Here is a 21269-nt window from a genome sequence, read left to right on the forward strand (position 1 = left end):
CGCCATGGACAGCATCCTCGTCGTCAACGCTGGCTCATCGAGCGTGAAGTTCCAGGTCTTTGCGGTCGAGAGCGAGGGCGCTCTGCGCCGCCTGATCAAGGGGCAGGTGGACGGCATCGGCAGCCGGCCGCGCTTGCGGGCGAGCGGGGCAGGCAACGATCCCATGGCCGACCGGGCCTATCCGATCGAGACCATTCCGGACGTGCCGGCGGCGATGCAAGTTGCGGGGGAATGGCTGCGGAACGAGGCGCGCATCCATCCGTTGGCAGTCGGGCATCGTGTCGTCCATGGCGGGCCGGATTATGTGCGGCCAATTCTCGTCGACCATGGCGTGGTGGCACGGCTGGAGCGCTTCGTCACGCTGGCGCCGCTGCATCAGCCGCACAATCTGGCGCCGATCCGCTCGATCCTGGCCAATTTCCCGACAATCCCGCAGGTCGCTTGCTTCGATACCGCGTTTCACCGCACCCACGATGCGCTGGCCGATCACTACGCCATCCCCCACCAGCTCCACGCGGAAGGTGTACGGCGCTACGGCTTTCACGGGCTGTCCTATGAATACATCTCCAGGACCCTGCCGCAGATCGCGCCAGACATCGCAAAGCGCCGGGTGATTGTCGCGCATCTCGGCAGTGGTGCGTCGATGTGCGCGATGAAGAATGGGCTGAGCGTCGAGAGCACGATGGGATTCACCGCGCTCGACGGGCTGCCGATGGGCACGCGTCCGGGCCAGCTCGATCCGGGGGTCGTGCTGTATCTATTGTCCGAGAAGGGGATGACGGCATCGAAGGTGCAGGATTTTCTCTATCGTGATTGCGGATTGAAGGGGCTCTCCGGCGTCAGCAACGACATGCGCGAGCTGGAGGCGAGCCTCGATCCGCAAGCGAAGCTGGCGGTGGACTATTTCGTCTATCGCATCGGCCTCAACGCCGGCATGCTGGCGGCGGCGCTGCAGGGTATCGATGCCTTCGTCTTCACCGCCGGCATCGGCGAGAACTCGAGCGGCATCCGCGCGCGTGTGGCGGAGCAGCTCGGCTGGCTTGGCGTGGCACTCGACCCTGCCGAGAACACGCGACATTCGCGGCTGATATCGGCAAAGACGAGTCTCATTCCGGTCTACGTCGTCCCGACCGACGAGGAGCTCATGATCGCGCAGCACACGCTGACGCTGTTGATGAACGGCCAATCGCCCAATTCCAGACATGAGAGGGTGTCATGATTCCAGTATTTCCGGACAGCAAGGTCGCTCTGAAGGGGAAGAAGGGCCTCGTCGTCGGCATCGCCAACGACCAGTCGATCGCCTGGGGCTGCGCCAGGGCGTTTCGCGCACTCGGCGCCGATCTCGCCGTCACTTATCTGAACGATCGCGCCAAGAAGCACGTCGAGCCGCTGGCGCAGGCGCTCGAAGCGCCGATCTTCCTGCCGCTCGACGTCATGGTCGAAGGCCAGACTGAAGCGGTATTCGAGCGGATCAAGTCGGAGTGGGGGCAGCTCGATTTTCTGCTTCATTCCATCGCCTTCTCGCCGAAGGAAGCATTGCACGGCCGCGTCGTCGATGTCGGCCGCGATGGCTTTCTGAAGACCATGGACGTCTCCTGCTGGTCGTTCCTGCGGATGGCACACCTTGCCGAACCCCTGATGAAGAACGGCGGCACGATGTTCACCATGACCTATTACGGCAGCCAGATGGTGGTGGAGAACTACAACATCATGGGCGTCGCCAAGGCGGCGCTCGAGGCCGCGGTCCGCTATGCCGCTGCCGAGCTCGGTCCGAAGGGCATCCGCGTGCACGCGATCTCGCCGGGACCGCTCGCGACCCGCGCAGCCTCGGGCATTCCGGAGTTCGACGAGCTGATGGACAAGGCGCAATCCAAGGCGCCCTCGCGCAGCCTCGTCAGCATCGACGACGTCGGCAATGCCACCGCGTTTCTGGCGCTCGACGGCGCCAAGCTGATCACCGGTGGCGTGCTCTATATCGACGGCGGCTATCACATCATCGATTGACCGGATCCCGCGTGGTCATGCCGGCGGTGCGCCGATGCCGATGCTCTCGAGTAATTCGCGCCAGAGCTTGCGGACTCCGGCGTGACGCTGCGCGAGCGCCGCACTGACCGCGTCGCGATGCGGTGCAAGGTCTGTGCCCTTCAGAAACAGAATCTGCGCCTGTAACAGCCGGCCGCTCTCGAATTCGATCCGGTGCAGCGCCATAACAAAAGGATCCTGCGCATTGGCCTCGAGCGGTAGGAGCGCAGCCGGTCGGATGCCGGCATGCACGGCGTGGGCAAGCGCTGCGAGGTGAATCATTTGGGCAAGGCGAGGGTCTGCGATCCCTTCGACCGGTGCAGGCAGCCAGGCGGACTCCCAGGAGGCGAGCATGTAACCCAGGGAAGGATCCAACACCCAGGACGTGGCGCGCAGCAGCAGCGAGACGATCTCGGTCTCGCGATAAAATTGAGCATTCAATTCGGTCTGCCATGCCGCGTCGAGCCTCGCGGGCAGCATGAAAGCGAATTGCCGAGCCAGGGCGCCGTGCGCCGAAATCAGGAATGCTGCGACCTTCGTCTGCTGGTACGGTGGAATGCGACCGTCCGGCGCGACCGGACCGAGGAAGCCGCTCATGGCAGCGCTCGCTTGACCGGGATGGCACGCAGATGATCGTAGCCGGCAGGAAACGGCGTGAGCTCGCCGCCGGGCTGGTCCGGCGCCACCCAGACCGCTTGATTGCCCTGCCAGCGGCCGGCCAGCACGTCTTCGGCAAAGCGCGCCAGCAGATCGGCGGTCAGTGTCCCTTTCTCCAGCGTGAAGGCGTGATAGGCCCTGGGGATGATCACCAATGAGCTGTTCTGAATCTCGACACGCAATGTTTCGTGGAGACCCCGCGGCGTGAGAAAGTCGAATTCACCGTTGAGAATCATGGTCGGAACGGCGATCGCGGACAGGTGCGGCGTGAGCGGCTGGAAGTCGAGGAAGGATTCCATCAGGTTCTGCAGCGCGTAGACGTCGTTGACTAGCCAACCTTGCCGCTTCACGCTATCGAGCTTGCCCAGCAGCGGCTTCAGCCATTGGTCCGAGAGGTTCATGGGCAACAGGAGGTCCTGGAGGTAACTCGTGCCACCGAGGATCAGGCCGGTCCGCAGCGCATTGCCAAGCAGCAAGAGTTGCGGCGACAGCTCCGCAAAGCAGCTCATCGGCACGAGCCCGGCCAGTCGCTTGCCATGCTCGATCGCATATCGCAGCGCGATCAGGCCGCCAAAGCTGATCCCGCTCAGAAAGACCGGACCGTCCCCGAGCTCGTCGATCAAAAGGCGCAAGGCCGCGACCTGATCGTCCTGGCTGATGAAGAGCCGCGGCTTGTCGGAGGCACCCTGGCCGAGCAGATCGAAGGTCGCAACGCGAAAGCCTCGCGCCGACAGGGCTTCCCGATAGGCGCCCCACAGCTCGGAATATTGCGTCAGGCCGTTCACGAGGACATAGGCCGGCGCGCGCGCCGGCCCGTCGAGCTCATAGCGGATCCGATATGAGCCGTGGCTGAGGAAGGGCATCGCGAGGGTACTGCCGGTGTTTTGATGCCCGCGATCCTCGATCCCTCCGAGCGGATTCCATTGAGTTAGATCAAACCTTCCCGGGCCGCCGTGCCTAGCGTTTCTGGAAAATCTTCACGGGAGGATCGCATCATGGCCGGACGAGATGCGTTGAAACGTTGCCTGTTGAGCCTGATCGTGCTGCTGCTCGGAACGGCGATCGCAACCGCACAGCCTTTGACGCGCCGTTCGTCGCAGGTGCAGCATGATGGGCTGAAGAAGACCTACGAGATCGCGAACTTCCGCCTCGGCGGCAAGTACGACCTGTCAGACCCTTCCAAGTGGGAGAACGGCGGCGAGGGCGGCGTCACGCTGGAATCGCTCGGGGCCGGCAAGCTGCGCACGGCCTACATCGCCGTCGGCAACGCAAGGCGCAACGCCGCCGGCGAGATCACCAATGCCATCGTGATCAACTCCTACTATTCCGGCGATTCCACCGACATGTACGAACAATGGGTCAAGGGTGCGGCGTTGTCGGGTGGCGTGCCGATCATCGGTCCGGGCCGGCCGATCGACACGGATCGCTATTATGTCATCATGGTCGATCCGCTCGGCACTTGGGGCGCGAGCAAGCCGTCCGACGGCCTCGGCATCAAGTTTCCGCAATACAGTTACTACGACATGGTGCAGGCGAACTACCGCCTGCTGCGCGACGAGCTGAAGGTCGCGCGCGTCGCACTGGTGACTGGCGTCTCAATGGGCGGAACGCAGACCTACGTCTGGGGCGTGATGCATCCGGAATATGTCAGCGCCCTGATGCCAATCGGCGGCACGACACAGTCGGATGGCGACGACCCCGTCGGCAACTGGACCTTCCAGATGATGACGGCCGCGATCCAGGGCGATCCGGTCTGGCAGGCGACCAAGGGCGACTATTACAAGCTGCCGAAGGAAAAGCACCCGGTGCCGGGCGTGGCCTTCGGCTGGTCGATCCTCGGCATGACGGGTTATGACTTCGCCTTCCGCACGACCCAGAACTGGGCGGCCGTACAGCCTGAGATCTTCTATTGGGATCCGCCGAACGAGAAGGCCGGCCTCAACGTCACCAACCGCGCCAAGCTCTACGACGCGGTTGATCTGGTCTGGCGAAACCGCGTCGGCGAGACCCATAACGTCAATCCCTATCTCGGTCGCATTCAGGCCCGCACGCTGGTGATGCACATCACCAACGACCTCTGGCTGAACTTCAAACTGGCGCAGAAGGCTGTCGACCGCGTGCCCGGCGCTGATCTCATCGCACAGGAGAGCCCGGTCGCGCATTACGGCGTGTTCCCGATCATCAATCAGCGCAAGAACGATCCGAAGTTCGTCGCCTTCATGGACGACGTGGCGGCGCTCGATCGCGCCCAGAAATTCGTCGACAAGAATTACCGGACGCCCGACGTCGCCCAGACCGTCGATTCCAAGAAGTCGTTCTGGAAGGCCTATGTGACCTATCCCTATCCGGTCAAATTCGGCAGTGCCAAGGACAAGAGCGGGAACTCCTGGGAAATCGGCTACATGGACGAGTATGCCGGCACCGACAAGGATCCGAAGGTGCTCGTCATCATCCACGGCAAGGGCGCGTTCGGCGGCCATTACGGCAACATCATGCAGTATGCGCTGCGCAGCGGCCTGCGCGTGATCGTGCCCGACCTGCCGCATTACGGCATGTCGGGGCCCGGCAATCTCGACAAGAATCCCGCTCGCACCATGCAGGACATGCGCGAGGTGATCTATGACCTCGTGGTCAACCAGCTCGGCGTCAAGAAGGCGTACTATCTCGGTCACTCGCTCGGCGGCCAGTTCGTCGTGGGCTACGCCCTGACCTGGCCTGATGCGGTGCAGGGCCTCGCCTTGGAGGCGCCGTCCGGCCTCGAGGAATATCCGCGCGAGATCACCATTGCCAAGGACAAGAAGGCGCCTCTCTTCGCCGACGGCCTCGGCCGAGACTTCGACAAGTGGAAGCAGGTCTGGGACCAAACCGGTATTCTCGCTGCGGAAAAGGCGCGGAGCGAGCAGAACGTCCGCGACTTCTTCTACTTCAAGAAACGTGATCCGGACACCGGCGTGGTATCGGCTGCGAAGAGCGGATACTTCTTCAACGACAGCGAATATGCCCGCTTCCATACCGAGCAACGCGCCGGGCTTACCAAGGGAAACCCGAAGGAGCTCGATCAGTGGTGCAACGTCTTCATCTTCGACATCTACACGATCGGTGCTGAGCTCCAGCAGGATGACCCGAAGAACCTCTATGAGCGGGTCACCCAGATCAAAGCGCCGATCTTCCTGGCGTTCGGCGACAAGGAGCCGTTCATTCCGACGCCTGCGTTCAACGGCCTGACGGACCTCGGCCGCGACGTCATCACGCCGTTCATGAGGCGTATGACCAATGCCGGCAACCGGCCGATGCTCAAGATCTATCCGGAGACCGGACACTTCATCCACACCGACAATCCAGTGGAATACGCTGCCGATGTCGTGGATTTCGTGACCAACGGGGAGGTGGACACATCATCGCCGCTCGGAACCGATCGCATGATCAAGGGCGCCGTCGTCTCTGCCTTGCCAGTGGCGCCGACACCGCCCGGAGCGGCGCCGACGGCTGGCCTCAACAAGTAGGGCCCGGCGATGCCAAGGGTGCAGGCGGGCGAACTCCGACTCGGCTGGCGGGAGTGGGGAGGAGGCGACGTCACCGTCGTCTTCATCCACGGAAACCTCGCCAGCAAGGACTGGATCGAGCTCGCCGCGCCATTGTTTCCGATCGGGCTCCGTGTGGTTGCAATCGATTGGCGCGGCTGCGGCGACAGCGACCGGCCGAAGCCGTCGGCCGACTATTCCAACTACTCCATGCGGCAGCACGCCGAGGACATGCTGGCGGCGCTCGATACGCTCGAGATCGGCTATTGCCATCTCGCGACACATTCCACCGGCGGCATCATCGCCGCCAGAATGCTGCTCGAGCAGCCGCAGCGCTTCGGCCGAGTGTTCGCGCTCGATCCGGTAACGCCGCTCGGCATGGCCTTCGATGCCGATCAGATCGGATTATTCAGGGCCATGATGTCGAGCAAGGAGCTGACGCGGTTCGTGATGGCGACAGCCGCTTCTTCGCTGTTCGTCCCGGAGAGCATGGGGCCGAACATGGTCCCTCGCTTTCGCGAGGGGCTGGGAGAGATCCAGACGCTGTTCGATCGGATCATCGAGCAGACCTTCGGCGTATCGGAGGGGATCTGGATCGGCACGCCGGTGAACCTGACGCGGGAGAAGGAGAGCCGTGAGCTGGCGCGCCGCATGCCCGAGATCCGGCATCCGCACCTCGTGTTGTGGGGCGAGCGGGACGGTTGGATCGCGCCGGCCGATCTCCGTGCCATGGCCGAAGCGATGCCGGATTGCCGGCTGGTCATCGTGCCAGGCGTAGGGCATTCGATGAACCTCGAATCGCCGGCACTTTACGCAGGCTATTTCGGCGCCTGGTTCGGAGGACGTGCCGCGTCACCATCCACGGCGCCAAGCTGATCCCCAGCGGGGCATCGACGTCGACGGCGGCCACCACATCATCGATTGACGCGCTGAGCAGTCCGGCGACCCATGATCGATGGTGACATATTGCCAGTTTTGCCCGACGGGGCAACCGGTTCCAGGCGAACAGGAAACATCAGTCAAATCAACACCATGGCTACTGTGCATGGGGTTGTTTTTCGACTCTTTGATTCAGCGATAGTGCAGCGCGATCAATTCGGCCACGCAGGCCGGCTTGGTGCCGCCCTCGATCTCGATTACGAGGTGGTAGTTGACGCGCAGCCCGTCCGGCGGCACGTCCTCAGCTTCCGCAATCGTGACCCGGCCGCGCAGCTTCGAGCCCGCCGGTACCGGCGCAAGATATCTGATCCGGTCCGCGCCGTAATTGAGCGTGTTGCGCAGCCCCTTCAGGCCGATGACCGAGCGGATGAACAGCGGGGCAAGGGCAAGCGATAGCAGGCCATGGGCGATGGTCTTGCCGCCCGGCATCTCCTGCTTCGCACGCTCCTGATCGACATGGATCCACTGCTCGTCGCAGGTCGCCTCGGCGAACTGGTTGATGCGGTCCTGCGTGATCTCGATCCAGTCGCTGGCACCGATCTCGGTGCCGATTGCGGATTTGATCTGGTTGAAGTCGCTGAATGTTCGCATGGGTTGACCCGTTTTAGATCCTCATCTCCGGAACATTGTCGGGAATGGCGAGCTCGGCCTCGGTCAGCGCGAGGACCTCGCCGACGCTCACGCCGGGCGCTGTTTCCAATAGCGTCGCCTTGCCATCGGGAAAGCCGATCACGGCCATGTCCGTCACGACAAGGTCGACACGTCGCGCCGAGGTCAGCGGCAGCGAGCATTTCGCCACGATCTTCGACTTGCCTTTGGCCGCATGTTGCATGGCGACTATCACGCGCTTGGCACCAGCGACGAGGTCCATCGCGCCGCCCATGCCCGGGACCATCTTGCCCGGGATCATCCAGTTCGCGAGATGGCCGTGCGCATCGACCTGAAGGCCGCCGAGCACGGTGACATCGACGTGGCCGCCGCGGATCAGCCCGAACGACATCGCGCTGTCGAAGGTGGAGGCGCCCGGCAGTGCGCTGATCGGGCGTCCTCCGGCATCGGTGAGTGTCGGATGCGCCATGCCCTGCTCGGGGATCGGCCCGGTGCCGATCAGTCCGTTCTCGGACTGGAAGAAGACCTTCAGATCGGCCGGCACATAATTGGCGACCAGGGTCGGAATGCCGATGCCGAGATTGACGAGGTTGCCGCTCTTCAGCTCCTTGGCGACACGCCGGGCGATGATGATCTGGGGATCCATGGTGTCACCCGTTGGTGATGAGATAGTCGACGAGCGGCGCGGGGGTGACGACGTGATCGGGCGCAATCACGCCGACCGGGACGATATGCTCCGCCGTCACGATGACGGTGTCGGCGGCCATCGCCATGACGGGGTTGAAATTGCGGGACGTGAGGGCGTAGGCGAGATTGCCGAGGTAATCGGCGAGGAAGGCGTGCACCAATGCGAATTGCGCCCGCAGCGCCGTCTCCAGCAGGAATGGCTTGCCGTCGACTTCGACCTGACGCTTGCCTTCGGCCACCAGCGTTCCGACACCGGTCGGCGTCAGCACGCCGCCGAGACCACATCCGCCGGCGCGGATGCGCTCGACGAAGGTGCCTTGCGGCACGAGATCGACGGCGATCTGGTTAGCCAGCATCTGCTGCTGCGCCTTGGGATTGAGGCCAATATGCGTTGCCGTCAGCTTCGTCACCAGGGCCTGGTCGAACAGCTTGCCGACTCCCTTGCCGGGCGTGGCCGCATCATTCGAGATCAAGGTCAGACCCGTCTTCCGCTGGCGCACGACTTCGTCGAGCAGCCGCTCCGGCGTTCCAACTCCCATGAATCCGCCGACCATGAGGCTGGCGCCCGCCGGGATCATTGCAACGGCTTCTTCGACGGAAACAGCCTTCATGATCGAAACTCCCGGTCGGCCGACGATGGGCTGAAGGGCGGTAATGTGCGGATGTTGGCGGGCGGGCGGCGGACTCCCTTGATCTGGGTCAAGGCTTTCGGATCTCGACGCGCGGTGCGCGAGAATAGGCATCCAAAAGGTCGGTCGACCGATTGACGTAATAAGAGGACAGAGCCCGGGCGAGGACGTGCACGTCCGCCGCCGCCAGATTCAAGCCCTTGGCGCCGGTCGGGGGAAGCCGCCATGCACGAAACCCTCGTGCCTCATGCGACCTCCGGCACCGATCTCGGTCATCAGATCTATGGTCGACGGCTCGAGCACGCCGGCCCGGATCGTCTGCTCGATCTCGGCCTGCGACCGGCTTTCAATGATGATCGACTCGATGCCGCTTAGATGCAGCATAATATGTCGAGCGGCTGTAACGACCTCTCGTCGCGTTTTAGCGCGCGGGGATGTGGGCGACCAACGACAGCGAGAGAGAGGGTGAGGCCGATCATGGCGGCGCACTTGGATAAGCAAGTTGGCTCGCAATCTGTGACTCCTACCTTCGAGCCCTGTGCGCTTGCCATGACTAAAGCAAGCTACTTCAATCGCCGCGAATATTCCTGACCTCAACGCCAATCGTGGTGCCCCCTCATCCGACCGACCGGGCGTATTCGCTCTGCTGCGCCTCCACTGCGCCAGAGATCGATCATATCGTAACCTCGCGGCAATGGTGGACGTCCCGCCCGGCCTCAGTGACGAGCACTGTCTCGCTGATCGCGATGCCATCGGCGGAGACATACATGTGGAACACCATGCCTTCCTCCAGCGTCCAATCAGCCGTGGGCAGGAAGACGCGCGAGAAGTCGCTGGTGCGCGGCGTGTGGGCCGGATAGCAGCCGAGTGAATAGCCGGTGATGTTGAGATAGTCTGACCGTAGCCCGTCGGCGAGCATGGCGTCCCTCACGAGCGCGTCGATATCGGCGGCGGCGCCCGGAACTGCCTGTGCTGGATCTCGATCAGACGGCGGGTGAGCTGCGATCGGCGCGGGGTCGAGGTCGCCGGTGACGGCCGAGCGCATCAGGCGGGCACGCTGTAGCCGTCGATATAGGGCAGCAGCTCCATATGCAGGATGTCGCCTTTGGCGAGCGGCGCGCTGATCAGCCCGCCGTGCAGAAAGGCGTTGCCGACACCTGCGGTGATGATCCCAGCGCGTGCGGCATCGGCACCTTGCTGCCGCCGGGACCCAGAAGGTCCCGGCATCTTTCTTACGGTGTCCGGTCCTGTCGACGCTCCTCTTCAGCCGATCTCTTCCGATAGCGAGCGGGAACGCGTCTCGGGTGCAACGATTGCCGCGATCAGGCTCACCAATGCGAGGCCTGCGAGCCAAGCCGGAGCCGGCCAGTAATTGCCGTCGGCCCATTTCACGAGCGCCGTCGCGATCAGCGGAGTTAATCCGCCGCCGAGTGCGGCTGACAATTGATACCCGAGGGATGCCCCGGTGTAACGAACGCTGGTCTTGAAAAGCTCGGGTCCGAACGATCCCATGATTCCGAACAGGATGCCGTTCGATATTCCTCCGATCGCCATACCCAGGAAGACCAGCGACGTGATTTTCGTGTTCACGAGCCAGAACAGCGGAAAGGCGAACAGAATCGTAAAGATCGCGGACCCCATGAAGACCGGGCGGCGCCCGATCCGATCGGAGAATGCGCAAACCGGAACAATGATCAATAGCTCCGTGATCGCGAATACCAGGACGCCATTGAGCATGAGCTCCCTCGACAGGCCGAGATTGGTTGAGCCATAGGCGACCATGAACGTCACGTAGACGTAGAAGCCGCCGCTGGTCACGAGAAACAGCCCACCCGCGAGCAGAACCTCGCGCCACTGGGTGCGCAAAGTTTCCGCGAGCGGAAATGCGGCAATTGCGTTCGTACGTTTCGCCTGCGAAAAGGCTTGGCTTTCAGGCATCGAGAACCTGGCGAACGCGCCGACCAACACCAGAACGAGGCTCAACAGGAAAGGCAGTCGCCAACCCCAGGCGGCGAACTGCTCGGTACCCAATATCGCGGTTGTTGCGGCAAAGATCAGCGTCGCGATCACCAGTCCCGCGGGAGATCCCAATTGGGGAAGGCTGCCGAGGAGGCCGCGCCGGGTCTGCGCCTCGCTTTCGGTCATCACCAGCACGGCGCCACCCCATTCACCGCCAAGGCCGATACCCTGAATGAGACGAAGCAACACGAGAAGAATGGGCGCGAATATTCCGATCGCGTTGTAGTTCGGAAGGCACCCGACGAGGAGTGTAGCCACGCCAGTCAGCAGGAACGTCGCGATGAGCGTCGACTTGCGACCGATGCGGTCGCCCATGTGCCCGAAGATGATGGCTCCGATCGGACGGGCGAGAAAGCCGACGGCGAAAGTGGCGAAGGAGAGCAGCGTCCCGGCCAGCGGGTCGAAGTTCGGAAAGAACTGCGAATTGAAGACGAGAGCCGCCGCCAAGCCGTAGATCTGGAAATCGTACCATTCGATCGTGGTGCCGACGGTCGCCGCCAAAGCCGTTCGGGAGAGCGTTCCGGCCGGCTTTCCGGCCTGGACAATCGTTGCGTCCGAGATTTGCGTCATATTTCAACTCCTTACGCGACAATGCGCGCTGTGACATTCCTCTTGATTTTCTATCGATATTAGATTATCGATAATCGAAGTTCACGCGATATGACAGGAATGTCAGAATGACGCTCTCGGACGCCCTTAGCGGCATCTCGGCCGTGAAGCTCTCAACCTCGGACATCATCGCCGAGCAATTGCGCCGGGCCATCCTGCTTGGGACCATCTCCGGTGGAGCCCAGCTCAAGCAGAACGACGTCGCTGCAAGGTTTGGCGTCAGCGTGGCTCCTGTGCGCGAGGCGCTCCAGCGGCTGATCGCGGACGGGCTCGCAATATTGCATCCGAATCGAGGTGTGACCGTTTCGCCGACCTCGGAGCAGGACTTCCTCGAGATCGCCGAGTTGCGTGCATTGTTGGAGCCGCATGCCCTTGGTCACTCTGCTCCTCGTCTCACCAGTGCCGACCTGCAATATTCCGAAGACGTTCTGTCCAAGGCTGCGCATGCTTCGGATCCGCTCGAACGCGCCAATCTGCACTGGGAGTTTCACCGCAGCTTGTACAAGCGAGCGGAGCGGCCGCGTCTACTCGCGCAGATCGGCGGCCTGTACCAGGGCATCAACCGCTACCTGCTTCCGGCGTGGGCCAATTCCGGCCTCAGCCCCGGCTGGGTCGATAGTCATCTCCTCATCGTCGCGAAGATTCGGGATGGCCACATCGACGAGGCATGCCGCTTGATCGTCGATCAGACTGACGCCTCGACGAGGCGCGTGCAGGCGCATCTGCATCAGAACGAACTTTCCAAGGAAGAGAAGTAAATGCTGGAGTTCTCGAAATACAAGCTGCTGACATTCGATTGCTACGGCACGCTGATCGACTGGGATACGTCCATCTCGAACATCGTGCAGCCCTGGCTCGTCGAGATGAAGTCTCAAGTTCCTCCCGACCTGGTCGTCAGCACGTTCGCGCTCATGCAGGCCAAGCATCAGCAGACGCGCCCGACATTGCTCTATCCTGAAGTGTTGCGACGCTCATGGCAGGATATCGAGGAGCAGTTTGGTTGGGACGAAAACCTCGCCCGCGCGGACGAGTTCGCCCGGTCGGTGCCATCCTGGCGTCCTTTTGCGGACACGGTCGAGAGCCTGCGATACCTCAGCCGATACTTCGCGCTCGGAATCCTTTCGAATGTCGATAACGCGTCGCTTTCTGGCACGCTCAGAGCGCTGGAGGTGCCGTTCCTGTTTACGGTCACCGCGGAAGACGTAGCTTCCTACAAGCCTGGCGAGCCGCACTTCAATGCTGCTTTCGGGGAAGCTGCAAGGCGCGGGATCGACAAGAGCGAGATCCTCCATACGGCTCAAAGCAAGCACCATGATATCGCTCCCGGAAATCGGCTCGGTCTGACAACCATTTGGGTGAACCGCCGTCACGGGAAGAAGGGTACAGGCGCGACCTTGGCCGCCACGGCCAACCCATCGTTGACCGTCAACTCGCTCGTTGAACTCGTCGACCTGCACAGATCGGCGCAGGGCGCCTCCCGACCGGTATCGCTGTCCCAATGAGGGTCGATAAGTTCGCCGCGCTCGCAACCGCCAACGCTCCTGGCCAGGAAGTTCGCCAAGCCGCGGGCAATGTCGGCAATCTCATGCGCGGCGGGAGCATCGCCGGGCACCAGATCGATTTCTCGCACGGTGACGTCGATGCCTTTGCGCCCACGCCAGGTGCATCTGAACGGTTCTCGGAGGCGCTGGTTGCGGGAGGACGGCAGGCCTACACGGAGTATCGCGGTTCGGCGGACATCCGCTCCGAACTGTCCGAAGTGCTTGCCGCGTTCACCGGCGCACCGGTCTCGGCCGATAACGGCACGATCATCACACCCGGCACCCAAGGCGCCCTGTTCCTGGCGGTCGCCTCGCTGGTGAACGCTGGCGACAAGGTCGCGATCGTCCAGCCGGACTATTTCGCCAATCGCAAGCTCGTCGAATTCGTCGGCGGATATCCAATGCCGGTGCCGATGGACTATCTGGGCAGCTCGCAGGATTCCGGTCTTGATCTCGCGCGACTCGAGGACGCATTCAAGGCCGGCGCGCGGATATTCCTGTTTTCCAATCCGAACAATCCGACCGGAGCCGTCTATTCCCGGCGGGAGATCGGTGAGATCGCCCGGCTTGCCGCCGCGTTCGAGGTGATGATTATCGTCGATCAGCTCTACTCACGGCTTCTCTATGCGAATCAGAACTACGCGCATATCCGCGCCGCCGGCCCGCTGGAGGAGCGTGTCATCACCATCATGGGCCCGTCAAAGACCGAGTCATTGAGTGGCTACAGGCTGGGAATCGCGTTCGGCGCACCTGCGGTGATCGAGCGAATGGAAAAACTGCAGGCGATCGTCTCGCTGCGCGCCGCGGGCTACAATCAGGCGGTCCTTCGAACCTGGTTTCGCGAGCCTAAAGGCTGGCTTGAGGAGCGAATAGCTCGACATCAAGCGATCCGCGACGATCTTCTCGGTGTCTTTCGCGATGGCGGCATGCCTACCCGCGAGCCGCAGGCGGGCAGCTATCTGTTTCCGACGTTGCCTCCGCTCGCGGTCGGACTCCAGGATTTCGTGCGGTTGTTGCGCCATCAGGCCGACGCTATCGTGACAGCTGGAACGGAGTTCGGTCCTTGTCCGGACAGCATAAGGCTGAATTTCTCTCAAGATCACACGGCGGCGGTGGCCGCAGGGCGACGCATCGTCGAGATGGCGCATCGGTATCGGAAGTGAGGGCGCAGGCGCGTTGGATTTGTTGGAACCATTCTTGCGCTCACCTGAGCGGCCAAAGCCTGACAAAAATGTCGCGATTGCAAGCTAGTCGTGGGGAGATATTTAGGAAGAACCGCCTCCACTGCTGCAGCGCCGCGCCGCACCTCTTCTTCTAGCGTCTTGCAAAAGAGCTGGCCTGGCGCTGGAGACGGCGGTCGTCATCGATGCGCATCGCGCGTTGAATCTAACTTCGTAGACGAGGGCCGCGCTCCAGTCCGCACCGGCGAGGTAGTTGCCAGTAGGCCTCCGTACATCGGAGTGACAATCGAGCCACTGATGGCCCACGGGGATTATCTGCTCGTCTGGATCATGCGGGCCGAGAACGCGGCCGGAGGGCACGACCTGAGATGCGCCAAGCACGTACTGTCCCTGCTCGTCAAAGAAGATGTGCGCGCCTAGGGCCTCCAGGATCGACGCCACCGTGATGCGGTACTGGATCCGACCGGACGCAAGCGGACGGCGCCTCAATTGACGGCGTACGACCACCTGGCCGGCTGCGTCAACGCCGTGCACTTGGAAGACCGACTTCGCAATATCAAGACCAATCGTCAGAATTGACTGCATAAGCTGCTCCTCCGAATCGTGGGAGTCAAGGATTGGCGCATGCTTCGGCGCTACACTGGCGGGCGTCCGTACTGCATCGACGTCTTGTTCGCCAACAAGGTCGGCCAGGTCGTTCCCATGTCGCAGCGTCTCTCGGCTCTGCCGAAGGAGCACCTCGATTTCGTCGAAAAGATCCTCGATGAAGCAGGTATCCCTCCGTTGCCCCCCGAAGTGGAGGCCGGAATGCTGCGTGACAAGCCGCCCGGCCACGGCCATACCGAAGAGGGCGTTCTGGAAGTCCTGGAAGTTGTCGAGAGGCATCCGCAAGCAAAGTTTGTCTTGAGCGCGATGGGCGCTCCCTCGCCTTACGTCGTCGATCGGCTGCATAGCAAAGGGATTATTGTAGGGGCGATGGCAGGCAGCTCCGAGCATGCGCTCAAGCAAGTTCAATCCGGAGTGGACATTGTCGTGGCCCAAGGGAGCGAGGCGGGAGGGCATACCGGCACCATTTCTTCTATGGTGCTATGGCCCGAGGTCGTGGACGCCGTTTCGCCTGTGCCAGTGCTGGCCGCTGGGGGTGTGGGGACAGGTCGCCATTTAGCTGCCGCTTTCGCGCTGGGCGCTGAGGGCGTTTGGTGCGGAAGTATCTGGCTCGGATCGCCCGAAAGTGAGCTGTCGCCTGCGATGCGTAAGAGGTTCATCGCTGCACGCTCGCAGGACGCGATCCAGCGCAAATACGATACCGGCAAGCCTCTCCGCGGTCTGCGCAGCAAGTGGACCGATGCGTGGGACGCTCCCGAAGCACCACAACCACTCCCACTTGCTGCTCAGAAGCTGTTGGTTGCACCCGCGCTCAAGCGCTTCGAATTGGCGGATGCGGCCGATTACATGGGCTATATGTGCGGTCAGATCGTCGGTCGCATCAACGAGGAACTACCCGTTCGAGATATCGTGTCACGTCTGACGATTGAATGCGATGCCACCCTCGAGCGATTGCGAAAATCTGGCTGCCGTTGAGGACGAATTGGACCATCTCAAGCGGCCGTTTTTTTGACAACTCTGATGGATCGGATTCAGACAGGTTACAGATGAACGCCCGATGTTTCCTCCAAGTTCTTGTTTTCTCAAAAGTCATCGCAACAGTTCGCGGGCGATGACCACGCGCTGGATCTGGTTGGTGCCTTCGAAGATCTGGGTCAGCTTCGCATCGCGCATCATGCGCTCGACGGGATAGTCCATTGTATAGCCGTAGCCGCCGAATATCTGGACGGCGTCAGTAGTCACCTTCATAGCTACATCGCTGCCGAAACATTTTGCCATGCTGGCGAGTAGATTGAGGCGCTTCCAGTCGCCTTCATCGCCGGCCCGTGCGCATTCATAGACGAGCGCGCGCGCGGCCTCGATCTGGATCGCCATGTCCGCGAGTATGAACTGCACGCCCTGGAATTCGGAGATCGACCTCTTAAACTGCTTCCGCTCTTTGGCATAGGCAAGGCAGGCGTCGAGCGCACCTTGGGCCAGGCCGACCGACTGAGCGCCGATCGTCGGGCGGTTGAGATCGAGCGCCCGCATCGAGGCACGGAAACCCTTGCCCTCTTCCCCCACGAGGTTCTCGGCGGGCACCCGCACATTGTCGAGGAAGATCGGCGTATTGGGCGCGCCGCGAAAGCCCATCTTGCGCTCATGTCGGCCGAACGACACGCCCGGCATCTTCTTTGGCTCGATGATGAAGGCGCTGATGCCGTCGGCGCCCGGCCCGTCGCCGGTCCGGGCCATCAACACGATGAACTCTGCCTCCACGCCGTAGCTGCACCACTGCTTCCGGCCGTTCAGGATGTAGCTGTCGCCGTCCTTTTGCGCGCGCGTGTTGAGGGCGGTGACGTCGGAGCCGGCCTGCGGCTCGGAGATCGCGATTGCCGTAACCACGCCGCCCTTGGCGATGATCGGCAGGAACTTGCGGCGCTGCTCCTCCGAGCCGAAATGGAGCAGCGGCATGATGAACATGGTGTTGAGTCCGGCAATGGACGCGCAGGCGGGAGAGACCTTCGATATTTCCTCCCGCGCGATGCACATCATGGTGAGATTGCCATTGGGACCACCGTACTGCTCGGGCACCCAGAGCTGCATCAATCCCATCTCGCCGAACAGTTTCACCAGTTCGGTCGGGAAGCGATCAGTCTCGTCGATCTCTGCCGCGATCGGGGCCACATGTCTCGCCACCAGCCGGCGGACGCTCTCGCGAAACGCGGTTTGCTCTTCGGTGAAACTCATCACGGCGTTTCCTCGTAAGAAGCCCCAAAAAGGACTTTCATTTAATGGGTGATCCATTTAACAATCACTGCCATGATGATGAAGTCAAGACCGCAGATGTTCGCTCCTTCCAAGTCGGGAATGTTGGCTCGACGGGACCGCACGGCGGATAGCCGCGAGGCAGGGGCGGCAGCCGTGCCAAAATTCCGGCCTATCCATACGCGTCGGGCATTCGAGGAAATCTGCGAGCGAATCAGGGAGCAACTCGCGTTGGGCGTCCTCAAGCCTGGCGACAAACTGCCGCCGGAGCGCGATCTCGCCCAGCAGTTGGGCGTGAGCCGTAACGTCCTGCGTGAGGCCCTGCGGAGCCTTGAGATGGCCGGAGTGCTCCGGTTGCGAAAAGGCGTCAAAGGCGGCGCCTTTGTGCGCGAGGGCGACACCGGCCGAATGAATCTCGTCATGCGCGACATGCTGAGTCTGGGCACGATCTCCGTGCGCGAGCTGTCCGAGGCGCGTATCGACGTGCTGGAACTCGTGGTTCGGCTGGCCTGTAGCAATGGCAAGCCGGTCGATTTCGACGCGCTCGAGGCCAATATCGAGCGTACGGAGCTTGCGACGCAGGAGGGGCGTCTGCTCGACCGCGTGGAATGCTCGCGCGAGTTTTACAAGCTGCTTGCGGTTGCGACCGGGAACAAGGTGATCGCGATGATCCTCGATTCGGTCACCGAGATCCACATGCGGTTCGTCTATGCCAAGGTGGTGTCGAGCGGTGTCGCCATGGCGCGGTTGGTGGAGACGCGTCGAAAATTCCTGACGGCGCTCCGGGCACGAAATGCAGCGACTGCGTCACGCCTGATGCGTACCCATCTCGAGTCAGTGCAGCGCATGCTGGAACAGGATCCCGGTGCGATGTCGCTGCGGGTGGCGCTGGCCGAGATGCAGCCGGGCATGCGCCCCTGAACGAGAAGCGATGAGCCAAAACGGAGGAAACCGTGTCGATCTACGCCAAATACGAATGCCTGAAAGTCGAGGTCGCGGACAAAGTCGCGACGGTCACGCTGAACCGGCCGGAGGCGCGTAACGCCATCAATCAGAAGCTGATCCGCGAACTCAGGACGATCTGGGACGATCTGGCAGATGATCACGCCGTCAACGTCGTAGTGCTCACCGGCGCAGGCGATTTCTTCAGCGTCGGCGGCGACGTCAAGGCCATGTCGGAGCGACCGGGCGGGGACGTCCTGGAAGAGGGCGAGGTCCACGATCCCATGATCAGCCGCCGCGGCGTGACCCGGCAGCTCGAGCTCGACAAGCCCATCATCGCAGCGATCAACGGCGATGCCATCGGGCTGGCTGCGACCCATGCGCTGCTGTGCGATATCACGGTCATGTCCGAGGACGCCCGCATCGGCGACACGCATGTCTCCCGCGTCGGGCTGGTTGCCGGAGACGGCGGCACCGTGATTTGGCCGTTGCTGGTCGGCATCAACAAGGCCAAGGAGTTCTTGATCCGCGGCACGCTGCTCAAGGGCAGGGAAGCCGAACGGATTGGCCTGGTCAATCACGTGGTTCCTCGTGCCGACGTGCTGGGCAAGGCGCGGGAAATCGCCCTTGAACTGGCGAACGGCCCAACTTGGGCGATCCGCTGGACCAAGCTGTCTATCAACCAGATCGTGAAAGACCGCGTCAACATGCTGCTCGAGGCGTCAATGGCGCTCGAGCAGGTCACGTTCGAGACAGCGGATCACAAGGAGGCCACCATGTCCTTCAAGGAGAAGCGCAAGCCGAGGTTCGGTCGGGCTTAGGCTCTCGTGATGATGGCAGCCTCCGGCATCGAAAGCGACGACGTTGCAGGCAAGCTTCGCGATTCCTTGCGCGGGCTTCTCGAGGCGCATTGGGGTGCCGACTGCACGAAGGATGGTGCGTTGCCGGACGCGATCACCGAGATCTGGGACAAGCTGGCCAAGCAGGGTGTCGCGGTTCTGGGTGCCGATCCGGAGGAGGGCGGCCTTCGCGAGATCTTGGCGGTGATGGAGGAACTCGGCCGTGCGGCGTGCCTTGCCCCAATGTGGTCCGCCGTGTTGGCCAATCTCGTGCTGTCGGTTGCATCCCCCGATGCAGGTGAGTTGCAAAGGGCACTTCACGCTGGCGCAGCGCGCATCGTCTTCTCCTTCGGTGCGTTCGATACCGATCCCGGTATCGGTTCGATCACGCTTCATGGCGAGAAGGCAACGGGATCCCTCCGGTTCGTCGAGGCCGCGGGAAGCGCTACCCACCTGCTCACGCCGACGGATGAGGCGCAGCTTGCGCTCGTCGACCTATGGGCTCCCGGCGTTAGTCGCGTACCGACGCGCGCGATGGGAGCCTGGGGCAATTGGGAGCTGACGCTCGATGCGGCGCCGGCAAGACTTGTTCCTGCCACCGAGATCAGCCTGGGCGACCTGCGATCGATCGCGCGTCTGATGCTACTGGCGCGCGCCCATGGTGCGGCGCGCCGCGCGTTCGAGCTGGCGGTAGCCTATGCCAGGGAACGGCAGCAGTTCGGCCAGCCGATCGGGCGGTTTCAGGCGATCCAGCACAAGCTCGCCAACTGCTTCATCGACCTCGAAGGCGTGCGTCTCGTTCTGCACCATGCGGCAAAGCTACGGGACGAGGGCGATCTCGACTGGCCGTACTTCTCCGATTGCGCCATGGCGTTCGCGGGCCCTTCTTTGCGACGTGTTTCGCTGGAGACGCAGCACACATTCGGCGCAATCGGCTACGCCGAAGAACACGAAGCGCCGCTGCACTTCAAGCGTGTGCATCTGGACACCATAGCGCTTGGTGGCGCGGCCCATGCCAGACGACGCCTCGCCGCGCATCTGTTCGACGATGGCGGTTCAGGGATGCCGCAATATGATCTCGGCTCGGCCGGGAACGAACTGCGCGAACATGTCAGGCGCTGGCTTGCGCAGAACTGGGCGGGCGGCAGAAAGGCCGCTTTTGACGCCAAGCCGTTCGCAAAGCGTGAGTTCGACGCTGAATTTGCTGCCGATATGAGGAGGACCGGCTGGATCGGCCTCGGCTGGCCGCGGGAGTTCGGCGGCCAGGCGCGTTCGCCACTTGAGCAAATCGCCTTCATGGAGACCATGGAGCAAAACGAGGCTCCGCGCATTGGCGCGTCGATCCAGGCCAACGCCTTGATGATGTTCGGAACGCCCGAGCAGCAGAAGAAATATTTGCCGGAAATTCTGCGCGGCGAGGCCATGCATGGAATGGGTTACAGCGAGCCGCAGGCAGGATCGGACCTCGCGGCGTTGCGGACAAGGGCGGTCCGCGATGGCGACCATTGGGTCATCAACGGCCAGAAGATCTGGACCACCACCTGGTGGGGGAAATACATGTTCCTGGCGGCGCGAACCGACAAGAGCGCCAAGCCCCATGCCGGCATCAGCATGTTCATCGTCCCGATGAACACGCCCGGGATCACGATCCGGCCGGCCACCACCATGTACGATGGAACGTTCGCCAACATCTTCTACGACGATGTTCGCGTGCCCCTGGAGAACCTCGTCGGTGGTGAAAACGAGGGCTGGAAAGTCCTGACTGGAGCGCTCGCTTTCGAGCGGGGACTGGTCGGCGGCGGCATCGTGCTGAAAGTTGCGCATGCCTTTGAACAACTGCGCCAGCATGTGATCGCCCGGCAGGAGTTGAGTGGAGATCCAATTGTCCGGGACCGCATGGCGGCGTTCGCCTGCGAAATCGAGATCGGCCGCCAATTGATGATGCATTGCGCGGATCTTGCCGCCGACGGCGTCACACCGCCGGAATATGGCGCGATCAGTAAGGTCTTTTCCAGCGAGCTGATGGAACGCTTTGGCGAAGCCGCGCTCGACATGCTCGGCATGCGCGCCACGCTGTCCGAACAGATGCCGGGCGCCATCGACAATGGCCGCTTCGAGCAAAACCTGCGTCATTCCCTGATGTGGGTGATCAGCATCGGCACGAACGAAATCCAGCGCAGCCTGATTGCGCAGCGTGCGCTTGGGTTACCTCGATAGGAGC

The 21269-nt window shown here is 62.3% G+C and carries 22 protein-coding genes and 1 pseudogene; 11 read left to right on the forward strand and 12 right to left on the reverse strand.

Annotated features, from left to right (window positions below; all coding sequences use genetic code 11):
- The first annotated feature begins 4 nt into the window (after positions 1-4).
- The gene (locus tag LPJ38_RS20520) at positions 5-1219 is read left to right on the forward strand and encodes an acetate/propionate family kinase (protein ID WP_145640907.1); all 1215 of its coding nucleotides are present in this window, start codon (positions 5-7) and stop codon (positions 1217-1219) included.
- Positions 1216-2004 (forward strand): enoyl-ACP reductase FabI, encoded by a 789-nt coding sequence (fabI, locus tag LPJ38_RS20525; protein ID WP_025035483.1) that lies wholly within the window; start codon positions 1216-1218, stop codon positions 2002-2004. The genes LPJ38_RS20520 and fabI overlap by 4 nt, the downstream gene beginning before the upstream one ends.
- 15 nt (positions 2005-2019) lie before the next feature.
- On the opposite strand, the gene LPJ38_RS20530 is transcribed toward fabI, so the two are convergent.
- Together LPJ38_RS20530 and LPJ38_RS20535 are read right to left on the reverse strand one after the other, a co-directional pair.
- The gene (locus LPJ38_RS20530; protein WP_145640906.1) at positions 2020-2619 is read right to left on the reverse strand and encodes a hypothetical protein; all 600 of its coding nucleotides are present in this window, start codon (positions 2617-2619) and stop codon (positions 2020-2022) included.
- On the reverse strand, positions 2616-3542 hold the full coding sequence (locus LPJ38_RS20535) for an alpha/beta fold hydrolase (protein ID WP_145640905.1): 927 nt from the start codon (positions 3540-3542) through the stop codon (positions 2616-2618). The genes LPJ38_RS20530 and LPJ38_RS20535 overlap by 4 nt, the downstream gene beginning before the upstream one ends.
- Before the next feature lie 132 nt (positions 3543-3674).
- Between LPJ38_RS20535 and LPJ38_RS20540 the strand changes: the two genes are divergently transcribed.
- Together LPJ38_RS20540 and LPJ38_RS20545 are read left to right on the forward strand one after the other, a co-directional pair.
- Complete coding sequence (locus LPJ38_RS20540) at positions 3675-6182, forward strand: alpha/beta hydrolase (RefSeq protein ID WP_145640904.1); 2508 nt, start codon at positions 3675-3677, stop codon at positions 6180-6182.
- Positions 6183-6191: 9 nt separating this feature from the next.
- Entirely contained in the window at positions 6192-7076 is an 885-nt protein-coding gene (locus tag LPJ38_RS20545; RefSeq protein WP_145640903.1) for an alpha/beta fold hydrolase, read from the forward strand.
- A 195-nt stretch (positions 7077-7271) separates the two neighbouring features.
- Here LPJ38_RS20545 and LPJ38_RS20550 read toward each other — a convergent pair whose 3' ends face one another.
- The 8 genes from LPJ38_RS20550 to LPJ38_RS20585 all read right to left on the reverse strand — a co-directional run bounded on the left by LPJ38_RS20550 (position 7272) and on the right by LPJ38_RS20585 (position 11653).
- A complete protein-coding gene (locus LPJ38_RS20550; protein WP_145640902.1) occupies positions 7272-7730 on the reverse strand; it encodes a MaoC family dehydratase in 459 nt (152 codons plus the stop codon).
- Positions 7731-7743: 13 nt separating this feature from the next.
- On the reverse strand, positions 7744-8394 hold the full coding sequence (locus LPJ38_RS20555; protein WP_145640901.1) for a 3-oxoacid CoA-transferase subunit B: 651 nt from the start codon (positions 8392-8394) through the stop codon (positions 7744-7746).
- 4 nt (positions 8395-8398) lie between these two features.
- On the reverse strand, positions 8399-9046 hold the full coding sequence (locus LPJ38_RS20560; protein WP_145640899.1) for a CoA transferase subunit A: 648 nt from the start codon (positions 9044-9046) through the stop codon (positions 8399-8401).
- Positions 9047-9134: 88 nt separating this feature from the next.
- On the reverse strand, positions 9135-9239 hold the full coding sequence (locus LPJ38_RS38320; RefSeq protein ID WP_231088672.1) for a hypothetical protein: 105 nt from the start codon (positions 9237-9239) through the stop codon (positions 9135-9137).
- A gap of 17 nt (positions 9240-9256) precedes the next feature.
- Entirely contained in the window at positions 9257-9829 is a 573-nt protein-coding gene (locus LPJ38_RS38145; RefSeq protein ID WP_347342006.1) for an FAD-dependent monooxygenase, read from the reverse strand.
- Positions 9738-10109, reverse strand: a complete 372-nt coding sequence (locus tag LPJ38_RS20575; RefSeq protein WP_231088362.1) for a M24 family metallopeptidase — start codon at positions 10107-10109, stop codon at positions 9738-9740. Before LPJ38_RS20575 ends, LPJ38_RS38145 begins: the two co-directional genes overlap by 92 nt.
- Positions 10109-10291, reverse strand: a complete 183-nt coding sequence (locus tag LPJ38_RS20580) for a hypothetical protein (RefSeq protein ID WP_231088363.1) — start codon at positions 10289-10291, stop codon at positions 10109-10111. The genes LPJ38_RS20575 and LPJ38_RS20580 overlap by 1 nt, the downstream gene beginning before the upstream one ends.
- Before the next feature lie 36 nt (positions 10292-10327).
- Positions 10328-11653, reverse strand: a complete 1326-nt coding sequence (locus tag LPJ38_RS20585; protein ID WP_145640895.1) for an MFS transporter — start codon at positions 11651-11653, stop codon at positions 10328-10330.
- A 107-nt stretch (positions 11654-11760) separates the two neighbouring features.
- On the opposite strand from LPJ38_RS20585, the gene LPJ38_RS20590 reads away from it, so the two are divergent.
- From LPJ38_RS20590 to LPJ38_RS20600, 3 genes are read left to right on the forward strand one after another with little or no spacing between them, the layout of a single operon-like run.
- On the forward strand, positions 11761-12450 hold the full coding sequence (locus tag LPJ38_RS20590) for a GntR family transcriptional regulator (protein WP_145640892.1): 690 nt from the start codon (positions 11761-11763) through the stop codon (positions 12448-12450).
- Entirely contained in the window at positions 12451-13194 is a 744-nt protein-coding gene (locus tag LPJ38_RS20595; RefSeq protein ID WP_145640889.1) for an HAD hydrolase-like protein, read from the forward strand.
- Positions 13191-14396, forward strand: a complete 1206-nt coding sequence (locus LPJ38_RS20600; RefSeq protein WP_145640887.1) for a pyridoxal phosphate-dependent aminotransferase — start codon at positions 13191-13193, stop codon at positions 14394-14396. Before LPJ38_RS20595 ends, LPJ38_RS20600 begins: the two co-directional genes overlap by 4 nt.
- Positions 14397-14885: 489 nt before the next feature.
- Here LPJ38_RS20600 and LPJ38_RS20605 read toward each other — a convergent pair.
- A pseudogene (locus LPJ38_RS20605) lies at positions 14886-14999 on the reverse strand (IS110 family transposase); the annotation flags it as partial.
- Positions 15000-15038: 39 nt separating this feature from the next.
- Here LPJ38_RS20605 and LPJ38_RS20610 point away from each other — a divergent pair.
- Positions 15039-15995: an NAD(P)H-dependent flavin oxidoreductase gene (locus LPJ38_RS20610; protein WP_145640884.1), complete on the forward strand. Its 957-nt coding sequence runs from the start codon at positions 15039-15041 to the stop codon at positions 15993-15995.
- A gap of 114 nt (positions 15996-16109) precedes the next feature.
- On the opposite strand, the gene LPJ38_RS20615 is transcribed toward LPJ38_RS20610, so the two are convergent.
- Positions 16110-17249, reverse strand: a complete 1140-nt coding sequence (locus tag LPJ38_RS20615; protein ID WP_145640880.1) for an acyl-CoA dehydrogenase family protein — start codon at positions 17247-17249, stop codon at positions 16110-16112.
- A gap of 249 nt (positions 17250-17498) precedes the next feature.
- Here LPJ38_RS20615 and LPJ38_RS20620 point away from each other — a divergent pair, with 249 nt between their 5' ends.
- Genes LPJ38_RS20620 through LPJ38_RS20630 form a run of 3 tightly spaced genes read left to right on the forward strand, consistent with a single transcriptional unit; the run spans position 17499 to position 21265 of the window.
- On the forward strand, positions 17499-18188 hold the full coding sequence (locus LPJ38_RS20620; RefSeq protein WP_158644797.1) for a FadR/GntR family transcriptional regulator: 690 nt from the start codon (positions 17499-17501) through the stop codon (positions 18186-18188).
- Positions 18189-18220: 32 nt separating this feature from the next.
- The gene (locus LPJ38_RS20625; protein WP_145640875.1) at positions 18221-19030 is read left to right on the forward strand and encodes an enoyl-CoA hydratase/isomerase family protein; all 810 of its coding nucleotides are present in this window, start codon (positions 18221-18223) and stop codon (positions 19028-19030) included.
- 12 nt (positions 19031-19042) lie between these two features.
- A complete protein-coding gene (locus tag LPJ38_RS20630; protein WP_145640985.1) occupies positions 19043-21265 on the forward strand; it encodes an acyl-CoA dehydrogenase family protein in 2223 nt (740 codons plus the stop codon).
- Positions 21266-21269 lie beyond the last annotated feature (4 nt).

It is taken from the genome of Bradyrhizobium daqingense, assembly GCF_021044685.1.
GTDB lineage: Bacteria > Pseudomonadota > Alphaproteobacteria > Rhizobiales > Xanthobacteraceae > Bradyrhizobium > Bradyrhizobium daqingense.